The 24,140-nt window shown below is 66.9% G+C and carries 22 protein-coding genes; 7 read left to right on the forward strand and 15 right to left on the reverse strand.

The genetic code is table 11. The features are described 5' to 3' along the window. Nucleotides 1–35: 35 nt before the first annotated feature. Complete coding sequence (locus RQG77_RS08065; protein ID WP_311244265.1) at nt 36–647, forward strand: AAA family ATPase; 612 nt, start codon at nt 36–38, stop codon at nt 645–647. Here RQG77_RS08065 and RQG77_RS08070 read toward each other — a convergent pair. Both RQG77_RS08070 and recO read right to left on the reverse strand, forming a co-directional pair. Next, the gene (locus RQG77_RS08070; RefSeq protein WP_311244266.1) at nt 587–1,390 is read right to left on the reverse strand and encodes an isoprenyl transferase; all 804 of its coding nucleotides are present in this window, start codon (nt 1,388–1,390) and stop codon (nt 587–589) included. The two genes, RQG77_RS08065 and RQG77_RS08070, sit on opposite strands and share 61 nt — an antisense overlap. Continuing rightward, a complete protein-coding gene (gene recO, locus RQG77_RS08075) occupies nt 1,387–2,133 on the reverse strand; it encodes a DNA repair protein RecO (protein WP_056307262.1) in 747 nt (248 codons plus the stop codon). The genes RQG77_RS08070 and recO overlap by 4 nt, the downstream gene beginning before the upstream one ends. A 34-nt stretch (nt 2,134–2,167) precedes the next feature. On the opposite strand from recO, the gene RQG77_RS08080 reads away from it, so the two are divergent. Then, nucleotides 2,168–2,863: a trimeric intracellular cation channel family protein gene (locus RQG77_RS08080; protein WP_056516839.1), complete on the forward strand. Its 696-nt coding sequence runs from the start codon at nt 2,168–2,170 to the stop codon at nt 2,861–2,863. A gap of 68 nt (nt 2,864–2,931) precedes the next feature. Here RQG77_RS08080 and leuA read toward each other — a convergent pair whose 3' ends face one another. The 10 genes from leuA to hrcA all read right to left on the reverse strand — a co-directional run bounded on the left by leuA (nt 2,932) and on the right by hrcA (nt 12,852). Then, nucleotides 2,932–4,686, reverse strand: a complete 1,755-nt coding sequence (gene leuA / locus RQG77_RS08085; protein ID WP_311244267.1) for a 2-isopropylmalate synthase — start codon at nt 4,684–4,686, stop codon at nt 2,932–2,934. 155 nt (nt 4,687–4,841) lie between these two features. Next, nucleotides 4,842–5,786, reverse strand: a complete 945-nt coding sequence (locus tag RQG77_RS08090; protein ID WP_311244268.1) for a zinc-binding dehydrogenase — start codon at nt 5,784–5,786, stop codon at nt 4,842–4,844. Next, nucleotides 5,786–6,682, reverse strand: coding sequence for a GTPase Era (era, locus tag RQG77_RS08095; protein ID WP_056311591.1), 897 nt, complete (start codon nt 6,680–6,682; stop codon nt 5,786–5,788). The genes RQG77_RS08090 and era overlap by 1 nt, the downstream gene beginning before the upstream one ends. Beyond that, nucleotides 6,675–7,970: a hemolysin family protein gene (locus tag RQG77_RS08100; RefSeq protein WP_311244269.1), complete on the reverse strand. Its 1,296-nt coding sequence runs from the start codon at nt 7,968–7,970 to the stop codon at nt 6,675–6,677. The genes era and RQG77_RS08100 overlap by 8 nt, the downstream gene beginning before the upstream one ends. Next, complete coding sequence (gene ybeY / locus RQG77_RS08105; RefSeq protein WP_056516826.1) at nt 7,967–8,425, reverse strand: rRNA maturation RNase YbeY; 459 nt, start codon at nt 8,423–8,425, stop codon at nt 7,967–7,969. The genes RQG77_RS08100 and ybeY overlap by 4 nt, the downstream gene beginning before the upstream one ends. Before the next feature lie 16 nt (nt 8,426–8,441). Next, nucleotides 8,442–9,467: a PhoH family protein gene (locus RQG77_RS08110; RefSeq protein WP_235559979.1), complete on the reverse strand. Its 1,026-nt coding sequence runs from the start codon at nt 9,465–9,467 to the stop codon at nt 8,442–8,444. Between the two features lie 64 nt (nt 9,468–9,531). Further along, the gene (locus RQG77_RS08115; RefSeq protein WP_311244270.1) at nt 9,532–9,879 is read right to left on the reverse strand and encodes an HIT domain-containing protein; all 348 of its coding nucleotides are present in this window, start codon (nt 9,877–9,879) and stop codon (nt 9,532–9,534) included. Nucleotides 9,880–9,922: 43 nt separating this feature from the next. After that, entirely contained in the window at nt 9,923–10,651 is a 729-nt protein-coding gene (locus tag RQG77_RS08120; protein WP_311244271.1) for a 16S rRNA (uracil(1498)-N(3))-methyltransferase, read from the reverse strand. A 14-nt stretch (nt 10,652–10,665) separates the two neighbouring features. Further along, a complete protein-coding gene (gene dnaJ / locus RQG77_RS08125; protein WP_056516817.1) occupies nt 10,666–11,781 on the reverse strand; it encodes a molecular chaperone DnaJ in 1,116 nt (371 codons plus the stop codon). Between the two features lie 39 nt (nt 11,782–11,820). Then, the gene (hrcA, locus tag RQG77_RS08130; protein WP_311244272.1) at nt 11,821–12,852 is read right to left on the reverse strand and encodes a heat-inducible transcriptional repressor HrcA; all 1,032 of its coding nucleotides are present in this window, start codon (nt 12,850–12,852) and stop codon (nt 11,821–11,823) included. Nucleotides 12,853–12,943: 91 nt separating this feature from the next. Here hrcA and RQG77_RS08135 point away from each other — a divergent pair, with 91 nt between their 5' ends. After that, the gene (locus tag RQG77_RS08135) at nt 12,944–14,359 is read left to right on the forward strand and encodes a carboxylesterase family protein (protein ID WP_311244273.1); all 1,416 of its coding nucleotides are present in this window, start codon (nt 12,944–12,946) and stop codon (nt 14,357–14,359) included. A gap of 15 nt (nt 14,360–14,374) precedes the next feature. On the opposite strand, the gene hemW is transcribed toward RQG77_RS08135, so the two are convergent. The 3 genes from hemW to lepA form a co-directional block, all read right to left on the reverse strand. Further along, complete coding sequence (gene hemW / locus RQG77_RS08140; protein ID WP_311244274.1) at nt 14,375–15,598, reverse strand: radical SAM family heme chaperone HemW; 1,224 nt, start codon at nt 15,596–15,598, stop codon at nt 14,375–14,377. A 16-nt stretch (nt 15,599–15,614) separates the two neighbouring features. After that, nucleotides 15,615–16,268: a DUF1990 family protein gene (locus RQG77_RS08145; protein ID WP_311244275.1), complete on the reverse strand. Its 654-nt coding sequence runs from the start codon at nt 16,266–16,268 to the stop codon at nt 15,615–15,617. Nucleotides 16,269–16,339: 71 nt separating this feature from the next. Continuing rightward, entirely contained in the window at nt 16,340–18,193 is a 1,854-nt protein-coding gene (lepA, locus tag RQG77_RS08150) for a translation elongation factor 4 (RefSeq protein WP_311244276.1), read from the reverse strand. Nucleotides 18,194–18,433: 240 nt separating this feature from the next. On the opposite strand from lepA, the gene RQG77_RS08155 reads away from it, so the two are divergent. The 4 genes from RQG77_RS08155 to RQG77_RS08170 all read left to right on the forward strand — a co-directional run bounded on the left by RQG77_RS08155 (nt 18,434) and on the right by RQG77_RS08170 (nt 24,098). Next, nucleotides 18,434–19,417: an ABC transporter permease gene (locus RQG77_RS08155; RefSeq protein WP_311244277.1), complete on the forward strand. Its 984-nt coding sequence runs from the start codon at nt 18,434–18,436 to the stop codon at nt 19,415–19,417. Next, nucleotides 19,417–20,340 carry an ABC transporter permease gene (locus RQG77_RS08160; RefSeq protein WP_311244278.1) on the forward strand — a complete coding sequence of 308 codons (924 nt, stop codon included), beginning with the start codon at nt 19,417–19,419 and terminating at the stop codon, nt 20,338–20,340. Before RQG77_RS08155 ends, RQG77_RS08160 begins: the two co-directional genes overlap by 1 nt. Further along, the gene (locus tag RQG77_RS08165; protein WP_311244279.1) at nt 20,337–22,268 is read left to right on the forward strand and encodes an ABC transporter ATP-binding protein; all 1,932 of its coding nucleotides are present in this window, start codon (nt 20,337–20,339) and stop codon (nt 22,266–22,268) included. Before RQG77_RS08160 ends, RQG77_RS08165 begins: the two co-directional genes overlap by 4 nt. 117 nt (nt 22,269–22,385) lie before the next feature. Further along, nucleotides 22,386–24,098, forward strand: a complete 1,713-nt coding sequence (locus RQG77_RS08170) for an ABC transporter family substrate-binding protein (RefSeq protein WP_311244280.1) — start codon at nt 22,386–22,388, stop codon at nt 24,096–24,098. Nucleotides 24,099–24,140 lie beyond the last annotated feature (42 nt).

Consider the following 24,140-nt stretch of genomic DNA (forward strand, 5'->3'; position numbering starts at 1 on the left):
GCACCTATGGGCTATTCCGTCGGTAGGATTCTCGGATGCTCTCCGTCGACGATCCGCTGCCGCGCCGGCCCGAGCGAGTGCTCATCGCCGGGGTCACCGGATCGGGCAAGACGACACTCGCTCGACGCGTGGCCGACCTGTGGGATCTGCGCCACGTCGAGATCGACGGGCTGTTCCACGGCGAGAACTGGACTCCGCGGCCATCGTTCATCGACGACGTGCGCGCCTTCGCTTCCGAGGACCGCTGGGTCACCGAGTGGCAGTACACGAGCAAGGGCACCGATGCGATCCTCGCGCCGCGTGCGCAGCTCGTGATCTGGCTGGACTACCCGTACCGCGTGGTCCGCACACGCCTGCTGCGGCGAACAATCGGGCGCAGCATCCTGCGCACCCGGATGTGGAACGACAATGTCGAGAAGCCGATCTGGAGGATGTTCTCCGGAGACCCCGAAGAGAACATCATCGCGTGGCAGACCAAGACCCTGCACAAGTGGGCGGAACGGATGCCGGACGTCACGGGCGACCACCCGCATCTGACGATCGTGAGGATGCGCCACCCTCGTCAGACGGAAAGATGGCTGCGGGATCAGGCCGGCGCGTCAGGGGTGTCGATCGCCCCGCCGAAACGGCGGTCGCGCGACAGGTAGATGCCGATCGAGCGCCACAGCTCCTCGCGGGAGAAGTCGGGCCAGAGCGTGTCGAGGAACACCATCTCGGCGTAGGCCGCCTGCCACAGCAGGAAGTTCGAGGTGCGCTGCTCGCCTGAGCTGCGCACGAACAGGTCGACGTCCGGCATGTCGGGCACATAGAGGTTGCGGCGGATCATCTTCTCGCTGATCGCGTTCGGCTTGACCTTTCCCGCTGCCACATCGGCGGCGATCGACCGCATCGCGTCCACCAGCTCGACTCGCCCGCCGTAGTTCACGCACATCGTGAGCGTGAGCACGTCGTTGTCCTTGGTCAGCTGCTCGGCGTACTGCAGCTCCTTGATGACGCTGCCCCACAGGCGCGGCTTGCGGCCGGCCCAGCGGACGCGCACACCCCACTCGTTGAGCTGATCGCGTCGGCGATGGAGCACATCACGGTTGTACCCCATCAGGAAGCGCACCTCTTCAGGAGACCGCGCCCAGTTCTCAGTCGAGAACGCGTATACAGAGAGGTGCTTCACCCCGGCCTGGATCGCGCCGGCGACCACGTCGAGGAGCACCTCCTCTCCCGCCTTGTGGCCCTCGACGCGATTGAGACCGCGACGGTTCGCCCAGCGTCCGTTGCCGTCCATGACGATCGCGACGTGCTCGGGCACTGCGGGGAAGGTCGGCGGATATACCCCCGTCCAGTCCAGTGGGCGGTACGCCACGGCATCCTTGTGGGTGTAGGGCTTCGGGCTCACCGTGCTCCTTCTCGAGGGATGTCGGCCACGAGGTGTGCGAGCGAACGGATGCCGCGCTCCAGGTGCCATTGGGCGTACGCCGCGACCAGACCTGATGCGGCAGCGTTGTCGGCGTGGGGCGCGGCGTCGATCGTCTCCCAATCGCCGGCCATCAGCGAGCGGAGCAGCGACAGGGTCTTCTCAGCGACCTTCGGGCTGCCGGCCGGCGCGCAGTTCACGCAGACCGCCCCGCCGAGCTGGCCGACGAAGTGGGCATGGGGGCCGGGCGCGGCGCACCGGGCGCAATCGCCCAGCGACGGTGCCCACCCCGACAGCGCCATCACGCGCAGCAGATAGGAGTCGAGGATGCTGCGAGGAGAATGCTCACCGCGGGACAGCGCGCGGAGACCGCCCACCAGCAGCAGGTACTGCTCCGGCGTCGCCTCGGAGTCGCTCAGACGATCGGCCGTCTCGACCATCGCGTTGGCCGACGTGAACCGGTCGTAGTGCGCCGCGATGTCGGATCCGTAGGAGCCGAGAGACTCAGCCTGCTGAACGATGTCGAGCGTGCGGCCCTGATACAGCTGCACATCGGCGACCATGAAGGGCTCGAGCCGCGAGCCGAACTTCGACGAGGTGCGGCGCACTCCCTTCGCCACGGCTCGGATCTTGCCGTGACGCCGCGAGAGCATCGTGACGATGCGATCCGCCTCACCCAGCTTGTGGGTGCGCAGGATCACCGCTTCGTCTCGGTAAGTGGGCACCGTTCGATTATCCTCCGTGCGGGAGAATAGGGGCGTGACCGAACCGCTCTTCATCATTCCGCTCTGGGCGGACCTGCTCGGCGTCGGCCTCGGCGGCGTGCAGGGCGCGATGTTCGCCTCCGGATTCCAGGGGCAGCGACGGCTCGACTGGCTCGGCGTCTCGATCATCGGGATCATGATCGGCATGGGCGGCGGTCTGATCCGCGACATCCTGCTCGGTCAGACGCCGGCGACGCTGCAGAACCAGTGGTATCTGGTCACAGCAGGTGGAGCGGCGCTGCTCGGCATGCTCCTCGCCGGGCTGTTCACCCGGCTGAACACGGCGATCGTCGTGCTCGATGCTGTCGTGATCGGGATGTTCGGTGCCTTCGGGACGAGCAAGGCGCTCGCGTTCGGCATCCCCGAAGTGCCGGCGGTCTTCATCGGCGTCTGCGCGGCCGTCGGCGGCAGCGTGCTGCGAGACATGCTGATGGGCCTGCCGACCGCCATCATGCACGTCGGCTCGCTCTACGCGGTCGCGGCCGGCGCCGGCTGCACGTTCATCGTCATCGCCGTGGCACTGGGTATGCCCATCACCCTCGCGGCCGTCATCGGCATCGCGGTCACGAGCGTCATCCGCATCCTCGCCGTCACCTTCGACGTCTCGCTGCCCGAGCAGCGTCGCATCTACCGTCGCAAGGTGGCAGCCGAAACCGGCGTGATCCCGATCATCAAGCCCAGCGCCGAGTGACCCGACGTATCCCGCGAAAGACGAGACGCCCCCTCGATCGCTGACCGAGAGGGCGCCCGCAGGTGAAGTCAGACTGCGGCGAGCTCCTGCTGCCGCGTGCGGATCGAGCGGTTGACACCCGAGACGATCGCCTTGAGCGACGCGGTCGAGATGTCGCCGTCGATGCCCACGCCCCAGAGGCGCTGGTCGCCGATCTGCAGCTCGACGTAGGCCGCAGCCTGCGCGTCACCACCGGCACTGAGAGCATGCTCGACGTAGTCGTAGAGCGTGATGTCGAAGCCCTGGCCGCGCAGCACCTCGATGAACGCCGCAATCGGCCCGTTGCCATTGCCTGCGACGGCGACCTGCTGATCATCGTCGCGCAGGGTCACATCGAGCACCACATCGCCCGACATGTCGCTGCGGGTCTGCGTCGAGAGCAGCTCGAATCGACCCCACTTGGCCTCGGTGTCAGCGGCGGGCAGGTACTCGTCGTTGAAGATCGACCAGATCTGCTCGCTGGTGACCTCGCCGCCCTCGGCGTCGGTCTTGGTCTGCACGACACCCGAGAACTCGATCTGCAGCTTGCGGGGCAGGTCGATCGCGTGGTCGGCCTTCAGCAGGTACGCGACACCGCCCTTGCCCGACTGCGAGTTGACCCGGATCACGGCCTCGTAGGAGCGACCGAGGTCCTTCGGGTCGACCGGCAGGTACGGCACGGCCCACTCGATGTCGTCGACCGTTGCGCCTTCTGCCTCGGCTCGGACGGCCATCGCCTCGAAGCCCTTCTTGATCGCGTCCTGGTGCGATCCGCTGAACGCGGTGAAAACCAGGTCACCCGCCCAGGGACTGCGCTCCGGCACCGGCAGCTGGTTGCAGTACTCGACCGTGCGCTTGACCTGGTCGATGTCGCTGAAGTCGATCTGCGGGTCGATGCCCTGCGTGAAGAGGTTGATGCCCAGCGCCACGATGTCGACGTTGCCGGTGCGCTCGCCGTTGCCGAACAGGCAGCCCTCGATGCGGTCGGCGCCGGCCATGTACCCCAGCTCGGCGGCCGCGATCGCGGTGCCGCGGTCGTTGTGCGGGTGCAGTGACAGGATCACGTTCTCGCGGTGGGCGAGGTGGCGGCTCATCCACTCGATCGAGTCGGCGTAGACGTTGGGCGAAGCCATCTCGACGGTGGCCGGCAGGTTGATGATCACCTTGCGGTCGGCAGTCGGCTCGAAGACCTCGATCACCTGGTTGCAGACGTCGACTGCGAACTCGAGCTCGGTGCCCGTGTAGCTCTCGGGCGAGTACTCGTAGTAGACCTTCGTGTCGGGGATCGTCTTCTCGTACTGGCGGCACAGGCGAGCGCCCTCGAGGGCGATGTCGATGATGCCCTGTTTGTCGGTGCGGAAGACGACCTCGCGCTGCAGCACGCTCGTGGAGTTGTAGAGGTGCACGATCGCCTGCTTCGCGCCGGCGATCGACTCGTAGGTGCGGGCGATCAGGTGCTCACGCGCCTGGGTCAGGACCTGGATCGTGACGTCGTCCGGGATCAGGTTCTCTTCGATGAGCTGACGGACGAAGTCGAAGTCGGTCTGGCTCGCCGACGGGAACCCGACCTCGATCTCCTTGTAGCCCATGCTGACGAGCAGCTCGAACATCACGCGCTTGCGCTCGGGCGACATCGGATCGATGAGTGCCTGGTTGCCGTCGCGGAGGTCGACCGCGCACCAGCGCGGGGCTTCGGTGATGCGGGCGTCGGGCCAGGTGCGGTCAGGCAGGTTGACCGCGATCTGCTCGTGGTACGGCCGATACTTGTGGATCGGCATCGCAGACGGGCGCTGAGTGTTCTGCATGATGGGGCTTCTTCTCTTCGTCAGAAATGTGAACGGGCCAACACAAGCGCCGCGACGAGGAAGGCCCTAGCTTTAGGACTCGTCGCGGCAGCTAAGAAGAAGCAGACCGCCGAAAGGCATGCGGCCATGGTAGCAGGATTGCGGGAAGCGTCCGACTACGCCGACGGGACCAGTGCGAGCTTGCCGCCTGGATGCCCGTCGGCGAGGAGTGCGAGCGCTGCCGGTGCATCCTCCAGAGCGAAGGTCCTCGCCAGCGGGACGACCAGCTCTCCCGCCTGCGCGAGCGCGACCAGCTCTCCTCGCATGGCATCCCGGAACCGCGCGCTGTCGGGCATCGAGCCGGCGATCGCCAGGATGCCGTCGCTCTTCGCCCTGCCTGCAGCGGCGATCGTCACGATGCGTCCCCGGTCGGTGACGAGTTGGAGCGACACGTCGACGGCTTCGTCGGTGCCTACTGCGTCGAGGGCTGCGGATACGGCTGCCGCGCCCGCGGCATCCCTGATCCGATCAGCGAGGCCGGACCCGTAGTGCACGGGGACTCCCCCGAATCGACGGACGACATCGAACCGTGCAGGGCTGGCGGTCCCGATCACACGGATGCCTCGACGTGCGGCCTGCTGCAGCACGCTCACGCCGACCGCACCGGATGCGCCGTGCAGCAGGATCGTCTCGCCCGGAGCTGTGCCTGTCACCGCCAGCATCTCTGCCGCCGTGGTTCCGGCGAGAAGGAGGTTGGCCGCCTCTGGGTGCGTGAGCGTGGTCGGCTTCAAGAACGCCTTCTCCGCTGGGATGGTCAACTCGGTGGCGTACCCGCCCCTCACTCGGAACGCGATGACCTCGTCGCCGAGCGCGGCGTCGCCCGACCCGATCCTCGTGTCCGGTCCGAGCGCCGTGATCTCACCCGAGATCTCGTATCCGATCGGCACCGGGAGTTCGGCGCCTGGCCTGGCCGCGGCGACATGCTTCGCGTCCGCCGGGTTCACTCCGGCCGCGTGCACCCGGATGGTGACCTCACCGGGGCCCGGACGCGGCACCTCGTACTGGACGAACTGCCAGGCATCCGGCGAGCCCCAAGAGGTGGCGATCCAGTGGCGGGCCATCAGAAGCCGAGTCGGCCCAGCTGCTTCGGGTCGCGCTGCCATTCCTTCGCGACCTTCACGTGCAGTCCCAGGAACACCCGCGTGCCCAGGAGCTCCTCGATGCCGACGCGTGCTCGCCGCCCCACATCGGCGAGGCGCTTGCCCTTGTGGCCGATGATGATCGCCTTCTGACTGTCACGCTCGACCACGATCGACGCGTGCACGTCGGTCAGGTCGGTGCCCTCGCGCGGTGCGATGTCGTCGATCACGACGGCGATCGAGTGCGGAAGCTCGTCGCGGACGCCGTCGAGCGCGGCCTCGCGGATCATCTCGGCGATCCGGTCCTCCTCCGACTCGTCGGTGGTGACGCCCTCGCCGTAGAGCGCCGGCCCCTCGGGCATGAGGGAGAGCACCTCGTCGGCGAGCACCTCGAGCTGGTCGTTCGTGAGCGCGGAGATCGGGATCACGGCGTCCCAGTCCTCGCGAAGCGCATCGACCTCCATGAGCCGTTCGGTGATGTCGTCACGGCTGGCCGCATCCGTCTTCGTGACGATCGCGATCTTCTTGGCGCGGCGATATCCGTCGAGCGACGCGGCGATGCGGCGATCACCGGGACCGACCTTCTCGGTCGCAGGCACGCAGAAGCCGATGACGTCGACGTCGCCGAGAACCTGCTCGACGAGATCGTTCAGCCGCTCGCCCAGGAGCGTCCGGGGCTTGTGGATGCCGGGGGTGTCGACGATGACGAGCTGGCCCTCCGGGCGGTTGACGATCCCGCGGATCGCCCGTCGTGTGGTCTGGGGCTTCTCGCTCGTGATCGCGATCTTCTCGCCGACCAGCGCGTTCGTGAGAGTCGACTTCCCGACGTTCGGCCGCCCCACGAAGGTCACGAATCCGCTTCGCGTCTGCTCAGTCATCGTCGTCATCTCTCTCGTCTGCGGTCGATTCCGCGTCGTGCTCTGCTCGTTCGACGAAGACCGTCGCGATTCCGCGGCCTCGCCCTCTGGAGGCTCCGCCGGTGAGCGTCAGTCCGTCGATGGTCGCCGTGGCTCCCGGCTGCGGAACCTGTCCGAGCGCCTTGCCCAGCAGTCCGCCGATGGAGTCGACGTCCTCGTCCTCGAGCTCGAGGCCGAACAGATCGCCGACATCTTCCAACGAGAGTCGGGCGCTCACGCGATAGCGTCCGTCGCCGAGTTCGACGACTTCAGCCGACACCTGATCGTACTCGTCGGAGATCTCGCCCACGAGTTCCTCGATGAGGTCTTCAAGGGTCACGAGTCCCGAGATTCCGCCGTGTTCGTCGATCACCAGGCACACGTGCACGGCATCCCGCTTCATCTGCTGCAGGAGCGTCTCCGCGCGCATGGACTCGGGGACGAACGTCGCCGGTCGCGAGATCGGACGGATGGATGCCGCGCGCCACGCGTTCTCGTCGCGGAACGCGAACAGCACGAGGTCCTTGAGATACAGCACTCCGACGACGTCGTCGGCGTCATCGTCGACCACAGGCATGCGCGAGACGCCGCGTTGCAGGAACAGCGCCATGGCCTCACTCGTCGTCGCCGTCGCGTCGACGGTCACCATCTCGGTTCGGGGCACCATCACCGCACGCACGAACTGGTCGGTGAAGTCGAAGACGGAGTGGATGAGGTCGCGGTCGTCAGCCTCGATCAGATCGTTCGAGGCGGCCTCGTCGACCATGCTCAGCAGCTGCTCCTCCGAGGTGAACGAGCTGCGCCCGCGTCCGGGGGTCACCCGGTTGCCGAGCAAGACGAGCCCCTGAGCGAGCGGCCCGAGGATGACGCGCAGTCCGCGCACAACCGGCGCATTGGCGCGCAGCATCCCCTCGGCATGGTGACGACCGAAGGACCGGGGACTCGCCCCGACCAGCACGAAGCTGATGCCCGTCATCAGCAGTGCCGCGGCCAGCATCGCCCACCAGATGTTCTCGAACAGGATGCTGAAGGCGACCGTGACGAGCACGGCCGCCGCCGTCTCGGCGAGAACGCGGATGAAGGCGACGGCGTTGACGTGAGCGTCAGGGTCGGCGGCGATACGGGCCAGCTGCCGGGCATTGCGCCCTTCTGTGCCCATCTCGGCGATGTCGGAGCGCGACGTGACGCCGAAGGCCGCATCGATCGCGGCCATGAGGCCGCCGAACGCGACCAGCAGCACGGCGCCGGCGAGAAGGAGGGCCGCGGTCATCGTCGACGTTCAGACGCGGCGAAGCCCTGGATGAGCTCCTTCTGCAGTCCGAACATCTCGCGCTCCTCGTCGGGCTCGGCGTGGTCGAACCCGAGCAGGTGGAGGAGCCCGTGCGTGGTGAGCAGGATCAGCTCATCCATCAGCGTGTGACCGGCGGCCTGGGCCTGCGCCTCGGCGACCTGCGGGCACAGCACGATGTCGCCGAGCAGCCCGGGAGCCGTCGGGCGATCCTCGGTGCCGGGGCGCAGCTCGTCCATGGGGAAGCTGAGCACGTCCGTGGGGCCGGGCTCGTCCATCCACTGCACGTGGAGGGCTTCCATGGCGCCTTCGTCGACGAGCACGATCGCGACCTCGGCGTCAGGGCTGACGTGCATCTGCGCGAGGTTGAAGTCGGTCAGTCGCTGCAGCACCGTCTCGTCGACGTCGATAGCCGACTCGTTGTTGATCTCGATCATTGCTGTGCTCGTTTCATCAGGAGAGGCCACGTTTCGGCATCCGGTCCCGGGGTCCTGGTCGTTGTGCGCCTCGGCGGTCGGCGCGATTGGCGAACTCGGCAGCCTGCTCGCGCTCGAAGCGCTGAGCGGTGCGACGTTCGTCGTACTCGCTGTACGCATCGACGATGCGGCCGACGAGAGAGTGACGCACCACGTCCTCACTCGTGAGGCGAGCGAAGTGGATGTCGTCGATTCCGTCGAGCACACGCGTCACGAGACGCAGTCCCGACGAGCCCTGGGGAAGATCCACCTGGGTGATGTCACCCGTGACGACCATCTTCGAGCCGAAGCCGAGACGCGTCAGGAACATCTTCATCTGCTCGGGCGTCGTGTTCTGCGCCTCGTCGAGCACGACGAACGAGTCGTTGAGCGTGCGGCCGCGCATGTACGCGAGCGGTGCCACTTCGATCGTCCCCGTCGCCATCAGGCGAGGGACGATCTCGGGGTCCATCATCTCGTTCAGCGCGTCGTAGAGCGGGCGCAGATACGGGTCGATCTTGTCGGTGAGAGTGCCGGGCAGGAAGCCCAGACGCTCGCCGGCCTCGACGGCAGGACGCGTGAGGATGATCCTGGTGACCTCCTTGCGCTGCAGCGCCTGGACGGCCTTCGCCATCGCGAGGTAGGTCTTTCCGGTACCGGCCGGGCCGATGCCGAAGACGATCGTGTTCTCCTCGATCGCGTCGACATACTCCTTCTGGCCGAGGGTCTTGGGTCGGATGACCTTGCCCCTGGTCGACAGGATCGCTTCGCCGAGCACCTCGCTCGGGCGAGGACCGCCGTCATTGCGCAGGAGGCGCGCGGAACTGGTCACATCGCTCGGAGCGAGGTCGTGCCCGGCCTTCGTCATGGTCATCAGCTCGTCGACCAGTGTCTTCGCCTTCGCGACGGCGTCAGCCGCACCCGTGAGCGTGATCTCGTTGCCTCGTACGAGCACCTGCACGTCGCGGTGCTCCTTCTCGAGCATCCGCAGCAGTCGGTCCTGGGGGCCGAGGAGCTGCACCATGGCGACACCGTCGGCATAGATCTTCTCGACGGCGGTGTCGGATGCGGTCACAGAATCGTTTTCGTCAGAAGCCAACGAGCTTGTTCTCCTCGATGTTGCCGAGCACATGGGCGTGCACGTGGAAGACGGACTGGGCGGCGCTCGCGCCGTTGTTGAAGATGAGGCGGTACTCCCCGTTCGCGTGCTCGGACGCGAGCTGCGCGGCCGCTGCGACCATCTCCGCAAGAAGACCGGGGTCACCCGCCGCGAGCTCGGTCACGTCGCGATAGTCCTCGGTCTTGGGGATCACGAGCGCATGCAGCGGCGCCTGCGGGTTGATGTCACGGATCGCGAACACCCGACCGGTGTCGAGCAGGATCTCGCCCGGGATGTCACCGTTCAGGATGCGCGTGAAGATCGAGGGCTCGGACATGCTCCCAGTCTACTGACCGCAGCACGGACGGGCCCGTAGCCGATCACCAGCGGCCGAGCGCCACGGACAGGACCGCGATAGCTGCGGGGCCGGCTGTCGAGGTGCGCAGCACCGTGTCTCCGAGAAGCACGCGCTCGGCGCCGGCGTCAGACAGCTTCTTCAGCTCATCGTCCGAGATGCCGCCCTCCGGTCCGACCACGAGCACGAGGTCTCGGCCGTCGGGCTCGAGCTCCGACAACCGCGTGGTCGCGCTCGGATCGAGCAGCAGCACGCGCTCGGACGACGTACGCTTCACGAGATCTGCGGTCGATGCCGGGGCCGACACCTCAGGCACCCACGCACGATGCGCCTGCTTGGCCGCCTCGCGGACGATTGTCGCCCAGCGCTCTCGGCCTTTGATCGCCTTGGCGCCCTCCCACCTCGAGATGCTGCGGCTCGCCTGCCACGGCACGATCTCGTCGACGCCGAGCTCGCACGCTGCCTGCACCGCGAGCTCGTCGCGATCGCCCTTCGCCAGCGCCTGCACGAGGACGAGACGAGGAGTGGGCGCCAGGTCTGCGGATCGCTCGGACACACGGACGTCGACACGGGAGGGCGAGACCTCCTCTGCGATGCCGGTGAGCCATACGCCCGCACCGTCGCCCACAGTCACCGCCTCGCCGACGCGGAGACGGCGGACCACCGCGGCATGCTTGGCCTCGGCCCCGGTGAGCGACACGAGGTCGCCGACCGCGGCATCCGACGACGATTCGACGAGGAAGTGCAGAGCCATGAGCGCCGTCCGGGTCAGTGCGAGCGGAAGCGGTCGCGGAGCTTCGAGAAGAGTCCCTGCTGGAACTGCGCCAGCTGGGGGCCCGGCGCCTTCGTCTTCTTCGCGAAGTCCTCGATGAGCGCCCGCTGTGCGGAATCGAGCTTGGTCGGGGTGACCACCTGGACGCCGACGCGGAGATCGCCGCGCTGGCTGCCTCGCAGTGGAGTGATGCCGCGACCCTTGATCGTCAGGACGTCACCCGACTGCACGCCGGAGCGGACCTCGAGGTCGACCTCGCCGTCGAGCCCCTGGATCGTGGTCTCGGTGCCGAGGATCGCGTCGGGCATCGAGACCTCGAGCGTCGCCAGCAGGTCGTCGCCGTCACGGCTGAAGGACGGATGCGGATTGACGGTGACCTCGACGTACAGGTCGCCGTTCGGGCCGCCGGCCTTGCCGACCTCGCCGGATCCGGGGAGCTGCAGACGCAGGCCCGTCTCGACGCCGGCCGGGATGTCGAGCGAGACCGTGCGGCGCGAGCGCACGCGTCCCTGACCGCCGCAGGTGCCGCACGGGTAGGGAATGGTCGTGCCGTAGCCCTCGCAGGTGCCGCACGGCTGCGACGTCACGACGTTGCCGAGCAGGCTGCGCACCTGGCGCTGCACGTGACCGGAGCCACCGCAGATGTCGCAGGTGACGGGAGACGTGCCCTCCTGGCAGCACGAGCCGTTGCAGGTCTCGCACAGGACAGCGGTGTCGACCTCGATGTCACGGTGCGCACCGAAGACGACGTCGCCCAGATCAAGCGTCACGCGGACCAGCGCGTCCTGTCCGCGCTCCCGGCGGGACCGTGGACGCGCTCCCCTGCCGCCGCCTTGACCCGCACCGAAGAACGTCTCGAAGATGTCACCGAAACCGCCGAAGCCGCCGAAGTTGCCGGCAGCGCCGTCTCCGCCGCCCATGTCGTAGCGACGACGCGATTCGTCGTCGCTGAGCACGTCGTACGCGTGCGTCACGAGCTTGAACCGCTCGGCGGCGTCTTCACCCGGGTTCACGTCGGGGTGGAGCTGACGAGCCAGACGTCGGTACGCCTTCTTGATCTCGTCGGTGGAGGCGTCGCGAGAGACGCCGAGTACCTCGTAGTGGTCTGCCACAATGGCCCTTCTGCGTGTGCTGTTCTCTGGGCGCCCGCGTCAGCGGGACGCCTCGTCTTCATCGAGCATCCGCGAGAGATAGCGGGCGACAGCCCGCGCAGCCGCGAGATTGCTCGGATAGTCCATGCGCGTCGGCCCCATCACGCCGACACGCGCCGTGCCGCTGGGCGCGGCGTAGTTGCTGGCCACGATCGATGCCTCTCCGAGGCCGAACGAGGCGTTCTCGGTACCGATGCTGGCCGCGAGGCCATGTGAGTCCGCCTCCATCTCGCTCATCAGGCGCAGCAGGGTGACCTGCTCTTCGATCGCCTCGAGCAGAGGGTGGATGCTGCCGCGGAAGTCCTGCTCGCGTCGCGCGAGGGTCGCCGCTCCCGCCATCACAAGGCGCTCCTGACGGAAAGCCCCGAGCTCATCGATGATGATCGTCGCGAGTGCCCGCAGCGCGACGTCGCGCGAGTGCTCGTCTGCGGCGAGCAGGTTCTGCAGTCGCTCGGCCGCATCGCTCACCGCGCGCCCGGTGATGAGCGCCGACAGACGCGCACGGAGGATCGCCATGTCGGCTTCGTCGACATCGACCGGCAGCGGCGCCATGCGCTGGGAGACCCCACCCGCATCGGTGACGAGGACGATCAGCAGCCGGTTGGGCGACAACGCGACGAGTTCGAGATGGGTGAGGTGCGCCCGCGCGAACGACGGGTACTGAGCGAGGGCGACCTGTCCCGTGAGCTGGGTGAGCACACGGACGGTGCGCACCATCAGGTCGTCGAGGTCGGAGGGCGCCGTCAGGAACGACTCGATCGCCGTGCGCTGCGCGACCGTGAGCGGACGCAGCTGCGCGAGGTGGTCGACGAAGACGCGGTAGCCCTTGTCGGTCGGGACTCGACCCGATGATGTGTGCGGCGCGGCGATGAGCTCTTCGTCTTCGAGCAGTGCCATGTCGTTGCGGATCGTCGCAGCGGACACACCGAACGAATAGCGGTCGACGATCGATCGGCTGCCGACCGGCTCGTGCGTCTCGACGTAGTCCTGCACGATCGCGCGGAGAACCTGGAGGCCTCTTTCACTGACCATCGCAACCCCCTCCCTCTGGCACTCACTGGGTACGAGTGCCAATTCTACCCGCCGAGGCGGGTGCCGCGCTGATCGCCCTACGATGACGGGTATGAGTGTCGCGCCGCAGGTCACCGTGTCCACCGGAATCGTGCGGGGCGAAGCGATCGGCGGAGTGCGTCGCTACCTCGGCATCCCGTACGCCGCCGCACCGTTCGGGGCGAACCGCTTTCGCGCGCCGCAGCCCGCTCCCGTGTGGGAGGGCGTCCGGGACGCCACGGCGTTCGGTCCGACGGCTCCGCAGCATCCGTACCCCGGGGCGATCGGCGACCTGCTGGGCTCGGTCGAGATCCCGGGAGACGAGATCCTCTCGGCCAACATCTGGGCGCCGGAGGATGCCGCGGGCGCGCCCGTCGTCCTCTGGATCCACGGCGGCGCGCTCGAGCGGGGTACCGCCGCGCTCCCCCTCTACGACGGAGCCGCGTTCGCTCGGGCGGGGATCGTGTTCGCGTCGATCAACTACCGTCTGGGCTCCGAGGGCTTCTCGGTGCTCGACGGTGCCCCTCGGAATCTCGGTCTGCAGGACGCCGCGGCCGGACTCGCCTGGGTGCACAGCGAGATAGCCGCGTTCGGCGGCGACCCGTCGCAGATCACGGCCATGGGTGAATCCGCCGGGGGTGCGATCGTCGCCGGTCTGCTCGCGAACCTCTCGTCGCGCTCGATGATCGCGCGGGCGATCATCGAATCCGGACCGCTCGAGGCGCAGACCGCGAAAAGAGCGGGCCGCGTCACGGCGCAGCTGGCGAAGCAGCTCGGCATCAGGGCCGACCGCGCGGGCTTCCTCGGAGCGTCCCCTGCGAAGCTGCTCCATGCGCGCAGGCGACAGGCCGCCGGCTCGTCGCCGCTGGGCGGGGCGCCCGGGTTCCAGTTCGCGGTGGATGCCGAGTCTCTTCCCCACTCGCCGCACGAGGTCCTCGCCGACACCGACGTCCCGCTTCTCATCGGGAGCAACACGGACGAGTATCGTCTCTGGTTCCCCCCGGCTGCCCTCGCCGGAGTCAGTCCCTCGAAGCTGCTGCTCGCACGACTCGCTCTGCGGATCCCGCGGACGGCCGTCGCGGCCTATCGTGCGACCTTTCCCGGAGCTTCCACGGGCGAGATCTTCGGCCAGCTCGCCACAGACATCATGCTGCGCGCGCCGCTGACCCGACTGGCCAGGGCGCGCACAGCGCCGACCTATGTCTACGAATTCGCCTGGCAGAGCACTGTCCGCGATCTGCGTGCGGCTCACGCTCTCGAGCTGGGCTTCGTGTTCGACCGCCTCCGCGACCCCGAAGCACAACGGCTCGCCGGAGCCGATGCGCCGCAGAACCTTGCAGACGAGATGCACTCGGCGTGGATCTCCTTCATCAAGACCGGTGACCCGGGGTGGCCACGGTTCGGCCCCGAACGGATGACGCGACTGTTCGACACCCAGTCCTCCACCGTCGCACAGCGACGTACAGAGGCACTCGACCTGCTGCCGTAGCGACCCGATACGCGGTCAGTCCGTGAGCTCGCGCACCACAGCATCGGCGAGCAGGCGTCCTCGCAGTGTGAGCTGCACGCGCCCGCGCCCGCGCACCGCGGCGGCGGGGTCGACGAGGCCGTCCGCGATCAGGCCGGCGACACGCGTGCGCTTGTCCGGCTGCAGGTCGGCGACCGCGATCCCCTCGCGGATGCGGCTCAGCAGCAGAATCCGCTCGAGGGTCCTCGATTTCGCATCAGGACGCTCGGTTCCGGCGGCCGGCGACTCCTCGGCGGCGAGACGCTGCGCGTAGGCGGCCGGGTGCTTCACGTTCCACCACCGGAGCCCTGCGATGTGGCTGTGCGCGCCGGGGCCGAAGCCCCACCAGTCACTTCCCCGCCAGTACGCGAGATTGTGTCGCGAGCGCTGTTCCACAGTGCGCGACCAGTTGCTGATCTCGTACCAGTCGAAGCCCGCCGCTGCGAGACGCGCATCGGCGAGCTCGTACATGTCGGCCTGCAGGTCGTCGTCCGGCGTCGGCACCTCACCTCGGCGGATCTGCCGCGCGAGCTTCGTGCCGTCCTCGATGATCAGCGCATAGGCCGAGATGTGGTCCGACTCGAGCGCGAGCGCCGCATCGAGCGATGCCTCCCAGTCGGCCAGCGACTCCCCCGGCGCTCCGTAGATGAGGTCGACGCTGACCGCGAGGCCTGCATCCTTCGCCGCCGCGACTGCTGTCGTCACGTTCTCGGGGCGATGGGTGCGGTCGAGAGCGGCGAGCACATGCGGCACTGCCGACTGCATGCCGATCGAGAGCCTCGTCACACCGGCATCCGCGAGTGTGCGGGCGACCCCGGGCGTCACGGTGTCGGGGTTCGCCTCGACCGTGACCTCGGCGCCGTCCGTCAGACCGAACGCGTCGGTCGCCGCACCGAGCATCCGGGCGAGATCTCCCGCGGGCAGGAGAGTCGGCGTGCCTCCGCCGAAGAACACAGTGTCCATCGGGCGCAGCGCGCCCGCATCCGCGAGCACGCGCTTCGCCAGGTCGATCTCGGTGATCAGCGTCGAGGCGTAGTCCTCCTGCTTCGCACCGCGAAGCTCGCCGGACGTGTAGGTGTTGAAGTCGCAGTAGCCGCAGCGCACCCGGCAGAAGGGGACGTGGAGATACGCCGAGAACGGCACAGCCGGGTCGATCGCGAGATCGGACGGAAGGCGTCCGTCTGCCGGTGCCGGATCGCCCAGAGGAAGGGGACCGGCCATCAGAGAACTGCGGCCATCAGACCGGAGTCGCGTAGAGCGGAGAGATCGCCCGCAGGTAGCGCGCGAACAGCTCCCGGCGACGGCGCTTCACGAGCGCGGGGACGACGCGGTACAGCAGGGAGTTCGGCGCATCGAATGCGCGCACCGAGAACCACACCTCGTCGTTGTCCTCGCGCCAGTCGATGTCGAAGGATTCCTCACCGCGCACGACGGAGCCGCCGACCGTGCCCAGCACGAATCCGATGCGACGCTTCTCTTCGGTGACCGAGATCACACGGAGTTCGGCATCCGCGCGCATCCCGCTCACACGCCCATGCAGACGAAGGGTCATCCCGGGACCAGCGAACGGAGTGCCCTCGGCATCGAAGCGCTGCTCGACGTCATTCTTGCTCGGGGCGATCGGGGTGCCCTCCGCATCGAAGCTCACCCCGGCGTACGCGGGGCCCGGAGCCGGGCGGACATCCTCGATGCTCAGGCCTGAGGCGCGCTGCGCCGTCCAGGTCAGGAGCGATTCACCGGCGGACTGGAAACGTTCGATGCCGCTGCCGATCCGCCAGGAGTTCTCCGCCGGGAGGCTGCGCTCCGGCGGGTACTGCATCAGATCGGGCGCGTGGGTCGCACCCACGGCCGCATAGTCCACCGTGTCGTCTCGGAAAGTCCCGCGCCGCATGATTTCAGCCTACTTCCCGTTTCCTGGACGATCACCCTCCACGCGCCGGGAACGCCCGACCCGCAAGGGCCCTACTTCTTGTCCTTGCCCTCGACGTCGCCGGAGAGCGCGGCGATGAACGCCTCCTGCGGCACCTCGACACGGCCCACCATCTTCATGCGCTTCTTGCCCTCTTTCTGCTTCTCGAGGAGCTTGCGCTTGCGGCTGATGTCACCGCCATAGCACTTGGCGAGCACGTCCTTGCGCAGCGCCCTGATCGTCTCGCGGGCGATGATCCTGGCGCCGATGGCGGCCTGGATCGGCACCTCGAAGTTCTGGCGAGGGATCAGCTTGCGCAGTCGCTCCGTCATCAGGGTGCCGTAGGCGTAGGCCTTGTCGCGGTGCACGATCGAGCTGAACGCGTCGACCTTGTCGCCCTGCAGGAGGATGTCGACCTTGACCAGGTCCGCCTCCTGCTGTCCGGCGGGCTCGTAGTCGAGCGAGGCATAGCCCTGCGTCTTGGACTTGAGCTGATCGAAGAAGTCGAAGACGATCTCACCGAGCGGCATCATGTAGCGGAGCTCGACACGTTCCTCGGAGAAGTACTCCATGCCCAGCAGCGCACCGCGACGCGACTGGCACAGCTCCATCACGGTGCCGACGTAGTCCTTGGGCAGCAGGATGGCCGTCTTCACCATGGGCTCGGACACCGAGCCGATGCGCCCGTCGGGGTACTCGCTCGGGTTCGTGACCGTCACGGTCTCGCCGGTGTCAGAGGTGAGCACTTCGTAGATCACACTGGGCGCGGTGGTGATGAGGTCGAGACCGAACTCGCGCTCGAGCCGCTCGGTGATGATCTCGAGGTGCAGGAGTCCGAGGAACCCGCAGCGGAAGCCGAAACCGAGGGCGACCGACGTCTCAGGCTCGTACTGCAGCGAGGCGTCGGAGAGCTTGAGCTTGTCGAGCGCCTCTCGGAGCTCCGCGTAGTCGCTGCCGTCGATCGGGTAGACCCCCGAGAAGACCATGGGCTTCGGGTCGGTGTAGCCCGGCAGAGCCTGGGTCGAGGGCCTGCGTGCCGTCGTGATCGTGTCACCGACCTTCGACAGACGGACGTCCTTCACACCGGTGATCAGGTAGCCCACCTCGCCGACGCCGAGTCCCTTGGAGGGCACCGGTTCGGGGCTGGACACACCGACCTCGAGCGCCTCATGATTGGCACCCGTCGACATCATCTGGATGCGCTCGCGGGGCGACAGGCTGCCGTCGATCATGCGGACGTAGGTGACGACACCGCGGTAGGCGTCATAGACCGAGTCGAAGATCATGGCTCGGGCAGGCGCGTCGGCGTCGCCTACGGGTGCCGGGATCTCCTTGACCAGGCGGTCGAGCAGCTCCTCGACCCCGACACCGGTCTTACCGGAGACGCGCAGCACGTCTTCGGGCTTGCCCCCGATGAGAGATGCCAGTTCCTTGGCGTACTTGTCGGGGTCAGCGGCCGGCAGATCGATCTTGTTGAGCACCGGGATGATGTGCAGATCGTTCTCGAGCGCCAGATAGAGATTCGCAAGTGTCTGAGCCTCGATGCCCTGTGCGGCGTCGACGAGCAGGATGGCTCCCTCGCATGCGGCGAGAGACCGGGACACCTCATAGGTGAAGTCGACGTGGCCGGGGGTGTCGATCATGTTGAGCGCGAAGGTCTCGCCATCGATCTCCCACGGCATCCGCACGGCCTGGCTCTTGATGGTGATGCCGCGCTCGCGCTCGATGTCCATGCGGTCGAGGTACTGGGCGCGCATGTCACGGTCCGAGACCACGCCGGTGATCTGGAGCATGCGGTCGGCGAGGGTCGACTTGCCGTGATCGATGTGCGCGATGATGCAGAAATTGCGGATCTGCACCGAAGGCGTCGCGGCAGGCTGAAGAGGAGTGAGGGCGCGTGGTGACATGTCCCGTCGATTCTACGGTGAGGCGAGGCTTATGCTCGCTTCGCCCGATCCGGTGATATTCTGCCGAGGTTGCCCGGGAGCCATCCGTGACACCGGATCCCGTGAGCGATAAGACTCCGTCACAGACCACGTGCAGGCGTCGTGTCGCGCAGATCGGCAGATGGTGATTGACTGTCTTCCCGGCTCAGCGTTGCGTCGGCGGATCCCGCGCGCGCCTGTAAAAGAGAAAGAATCATCACCTTGATCAAGTATCTGTTGCGCCGCCTGCTGGGTTGGGTGGTGATGATCGTCATCGCGACGAACATCACCTACTTCCTCGCGTGGCTCTATCTCGACCCGGAGAACAACTACGTCGGGCGGCGTCCTCCACTCTCTGCCGACCAGATCGACAGCTTGCTGCGTCCTCGCAATCTGAGCGAGTCGGTACCTCTGATCGAACGGTGGTGGACGTGGTTCTCCAACATCCTCTTCCACTGGAACTGGGGCCTCAGCCCCACCGGCGAGTCCGTCAATGAGCAGGTCGGATACAGAATCTGGATCAGCGCCGAACTGGTCCTCGGTGCGACCATCATCACGACGGTCCTCGGCATCGCCCTCGGCGTGTACACCGCCTCGCGGCAGTACAAGCTCGCCGACCGGATCGGTCAGGGCACCAGCATCATCACGATGAACATCCCGACCGTGGTCGCGGGCTTCGCTCTGGTCCTCCTGGCGATCAACTTCAACGCCGCGGTCGGAACGACGGTGTTCTACGTCACAGGCTCATCCAGTCAGGGGGTGGAAGGGTTCTTCCCCGTCCTCATAGATGTGCTCCAACACCTGACTTTGCCGACGCTAGGCCTCGTGATCACCGGCTACGCGTCGATCCATTTCCTGCAGCGCTCGCTGCTGCTCGACAACATCAAGGCCGACTATGTGCGCACCGCACGGGCGAAAGGCCTCACCAAGCAGCAGGCGATTCGCAAGCACGCGCTCCGGACCTCGCTGATCCCCGTGGCCACTCAGGTGGCGTTCACGATTCCCCTTGTGTTCACCGGCGCGGTGATCACCGAGCGCATTTTCAACTGGAACGGCATGGGCAAGTACTTCCTCGACACACTCAACAACAATGACGTTCATGGCGTCGTTGCGGTCGCGGCATTCGGCGCCCTGATGACCGCGATCGGCGCGATCCTCGCCGACGTCGCGGTGGTCGTCCTCGATCCGAGAGTGCGGGTGAGCTGATGGCTCTGGAAAGCATCGGGGTCTCCCCCGAGATCGCGGAGCCCGAGACTCCGAAGAACCGCAAGCGGACCTCCATGCTGACGCTGTACACGCGTCGGTTCATGCGCAACCGCGGCGCGCTGATCGGCGTCGTGATCCTGGCGCTGCTGGTGGTGTTCGCGATCGTCGGGCCTCTCATCGCTCCCTATTCGCACACCGACCTCGACTTCCTCGCGCTGCGCCAGGCCCCCTCGACCGAGCACTGGTTCGGGACGAACGGTTCGGGCAACGACAACTTCGCCCAGGTGGCCGTCGGCCTCCAGCGGTCCATGATGATCGCCGCGCTCGTCGCGATCGGCACCACTGTCGTCTCGGCGCTCATCGGCGCCACCGCCGCCTACTTCGGCGGCCGGTACGAGCGGATCATGCTCGCGATCATCCACTTCATGATGGTGGTCCCGAACTTCCTGATCCTCGCGATGATCTCGAACGACGCCGGCGGAAACTGGCTCGTGATCTCGCTCGTGATGATCTTCGTCGTCGGCTGGTTCTTCCCTGCCCGCATCATCTGGACGCTGTCGCTCTCGATCCGCGAGCGCGAGTACGTGCACGCCGCACGGTACGCCGGCCTCTCGGGCATGCGCATCGTCGTCCGTCACATGCTGCCGAACATCGGCTCGCTGCTCGTGATCAACTTCACGCTCGGCGTCGTCTCGGCCGTGCTCACCGAGACCGCGCTCTCGTTCCTCGGCTTCGGTGTGAAGCTGCCGGATGTCTCGCTCGGTGCGCTCATCGGCTACGGCTCGAGCACCCTCGTGAGCGCTCCGTGGCTGTTCTACTTCCCCGCGGCGGCGCTGACGCTGCTCACCGTCTCGATGGCTCTCATCGCCGACGGTCTGCGCGACGCCCTCGATCCGACCTCGGCGGCTGGAGGTCGCGCATGAGTACTGTTCTGTCCGTCCGCGACCTCAAGGTCAGCTTCCCGTCCGAAGCGGGCCGTGTCGACGCCGTGCGAGGCGTCTCGTTCGACCTCGAAGCGGGAAAGACGCTCGGCATCGTCGGCGAGTCCGGCTCGGGCAAGTCCGTCACGTCGCTCGCGATCATGGGCCTGCTCGACGACAACGCCAAGGTCACCGGCTCCATCGTCTACGACGGCCAGGAGCTGCTCGGCAAGACCGACAAGCAGCTCTCGGTGATCCGCGGCAACGGCATGGCGATGGTCTTCCAGGACCCGCTCACCTCGCTCACCCCGGTGTTCACGATCGGCGACCAGCTGATCGAGGCGCTCACCGTGCACCGCCGACTGTCGAAGAAGGAGGCCTGGGACCGCTCGGTGGAGCTGTTGAAGCTCGTCGGGATCCCCGAGGCCGAGCGCCGCATGAAGGCGTTCCCGCACGAGTTCTCCGGCGGCATGCGCCAGCGCGTCGTGATCGCGATCGCCATGGCCAACGACCCGAAGCTGATCATCGCCGACGAGCCCACCACCGCGCTCGACGTCACCATCCAGGCGCAGATCCTCGAACTCATGGAGAAGGCGCAGGCCGAGACCGGCGCCGCGATGATGATCATCACCCACGACATGGGCGTGGTCGCGAAGACGGCAGACGACGTGCTCGTGATGTACGCGGGCAAGCCCGTCGAGCAGGCGCCCGTGCGCGAGCTGTTCTACCGCACCCGGATGCCGTACTCGATCGGCCTCCTCGGAGCCATCCCTCGCGTCGACAAGACCGAGAAGGTGCCGCTGATCCCGATCAAGGGCAACCCGCCTCTGCTGATCAACCTGCCCGACGCGTGCCCCTTCGCGGCTCGCTGTCCGATCGCGATCGACGCGTGCCGTGAGCGCGAGCCCGAACTGCTGCCCGTCACCACGAGTGGCCACGCGAATCACTCCGTCGCGTGCATCCGCGCGAACGACATCGATGACGACGGGAAGATCGGCGGACTGCCGGTGTTCCCCGTCCCGGAGATCCCCGAGAGCTCGCTCGCCAAGGTGCCGCGCGAGGAACGACCGATCACTCTCGAGGCCGTCAACCTGAACAAGACGTTCCCGCTGATGAAGGGCGCTTTCTTCAAGCGCAAGGTCGGCGAGGTGCGCGCGGTCAAGGGCATCAGCTTCGACATCCGTCAGGGTGAGACCCTCGCGATCGTCGGCGAGTCCGGCAGCGGCAAGACGACCACCCTGCTGCAGATCATGGATCTCGTCGCCCAGGAGGACGGCGACATCCGGATCGGCGGGACCAGCGTCGCCGACATCAAGAACCGGGCGGAGGAGCGCAAGCTCCGTCGCGACCTGCAGATCGTGTTCCAGGACCCGATGGGCGCGCTCGACCCCCGCATGACGGTCTGGGACATCATCGCCGAGCCGATGTTCGCGATCGGCATGAGCAAGGACGACGTGTTCGACCGCGTCGAAGAGCTCATGGGACTCGTGGGTCTCGACCCGGCACACAGCGACCGCTTCCCGCAGGCGTTCTCGGGCGGACAGCGCCAGCGCATCGGCATCGCCCGCGCGCTGTCGACGAACCCCAAGATCGTCGTGCTCGACGAGCCGGTGTCGGCTCTGGACGTCTCGATCCAGGCCGGTGTCATCAACCTGCTCGACGAGCTCAAGGCCAAGCTCGGCCTGTCGTACCTCTTCGTCGCCCACGATCTCGCCGTGGTCCGCCACATCGCCGATCGTGTCGCGGTCATGTACAAGGGATCGTTCGTCGAGCACGGTGACGTCGATCAGGTGTTCGACGATCCGCAGCATCCGTACACGAAGGCGCTGCTCTCGGCGATCCCGATCCCCGACCCCGACATCGAGCGCACACGCGAGCGGATCATCCTCCCCGTCGAGGGTTTCGACGCCGAGGCCGTCGCCGTCAGCTGACCCCCGCGCAATTGTGCACAGTCCGATAACGGTTCCGTGTCCCTGGGGTTTCGCCCGCGACATGCGGGGTTAGTCTGCCCCTATCCCAAGTAAGGCCGACAGGCACTAAGGAGTACCATGAAACGGCATCAGAAGCTGATGGGCATCGCTGCTCTCGGCGCCGCCTTCGCACTCGTCATGAGCGGGTGTGCACCGGCAGGCAACGGCGGCGGCAACAGCGGCGAAAGCGAAGCTCAGACGGTCGAGGGCGCGGACTACAACCCGCAGCCCCGCGAGAACCTCGCAGAGGGCGGCGAACTCCGCATCCCCATCTCGAACATCGCCGAGCAGCTGAACTACTTCCACAGCGACGGCGACGCTCGCGTCACCCAGGTCGGCACGTGGTTCCGCCCGCAGATCCTGCTCATGGATCCTGACGGCACCGTCAAGAAGAACGACGCGTACCTCGACGACTACTCCTTCGGTGTCGAAGACGGCAAGACCGTCCTGCACTTCAAGGTCAACGAGAAGGCTGTCTGGAACGACGGCACACCGATCGACGTCACCGCGTTCAAGGCCACCTGGGAAGCCAACAGCGGCGAGAACGAGGAATACCAGCCGAACGCGACCGACGGCTGGAAGGAGATCGAGTCCGTCGAGGCCGGCGAGAACGACCGCGACGTCATCGTGACCTTCAAGGGCGAGTTCGCCTGGCCCGAGATGGTCTACTCGCAGCTTCTGCACCCGGCTGTCAACACGCCTGAGCTCTTCAACACCGCCTTCCTCGGCGACTGGCACCCGGAGTGGGGCGCTGGCCCGTACACGATCGACAACTTCGACAAGACCGGCGGCGTCGTCACTCTCGTCCCGAACGAGAAGTGGTGGGGCAACGCTCCGCTGCTCGACAAGGTCTCCTTCATCCAGATGGAGCCGACCGCGGCGGTCAACGCCCTGCGCAACGGCGAGGTCGACATGGCCGAGACCGGCAGCGCAGAGCTGCTCGCACAGGTCGAGGGCCTCGAGGGCGTCAAGACCTACAAGGGTCAGGCCACGGCCAACGCGATCTTCACACTGAACTCGACGAACCCCGTGCTGGCAGACCTCGAGGTCCGCAAGGCCGTCTTCGAGGCGATCAGCATCGAGCAGGTCAAGGAGATCGTCTTCAACGGTCTGAACTACACCGAGGAGCCCGCAGGGTCCCTCACACTGTTCGCGTTCCAGCCTGACTACGTGAACGCGCTGGAAGAGGCCGGCCGCAAGGACGGCGACACCGAGGGTGCCAACAAGCTCCTCGATGAGGCCGGCTGGGTCGCCGGTGCCGACGGCATCCGCGAGAAGGACGGCGAGCGTCTGTCGCTGGTCTTCCCGGTTCACTCCGACACCGAGACCGCACGCGCTCGTTCGCTCGCGGTGCAGGCACAGCTGAAGGAGGTCGGCGTCGAGGTGACGATCGACACCCGTCCGTCCGCCGACTTCGCCGAGGACTACACCACGCAGAACGGTGACATCTTCTTCCTCAACTTCACGTCGTCCGACCCGTTCGGTGCTGCCTGGTTCTGCCAGCTGTACTGCTCGGACAGCGGCCTGAACCTGTCGGGCACCGGCACCGAGGAGATCGACAAGATGATCCACGAGGAGCTCGAGACGATCTCCGACCCGGTCGAGCAGACCAAGAAGGCCATGGAGATGGAGTCCGAGATCTTCGCGAAGACCTGGGGCATCATCCCGGTCCTCAACGGCCCGGAGATCTGGACCGTCAAGGAAGGCCTCGCCAACCTCACGCCCGAGCCCTACGTGGGTCTCGACCTCTTCGGCATCACGCCGGTGGAGAACGTGGGATACGAGAAGTAATTCCTGCGAAGGCTGACTCGATCAGTTCTTCCTGAAGCGGGG

This window comes from Microbacterium sp. WCS2018Hpa-23 (assembly GCF_031843845.1).
Lineage (GTDB): Bacteria > Actinomycetota > Actinomycetes > Actinomycetales > Microbacteriaceae > Microbacterium.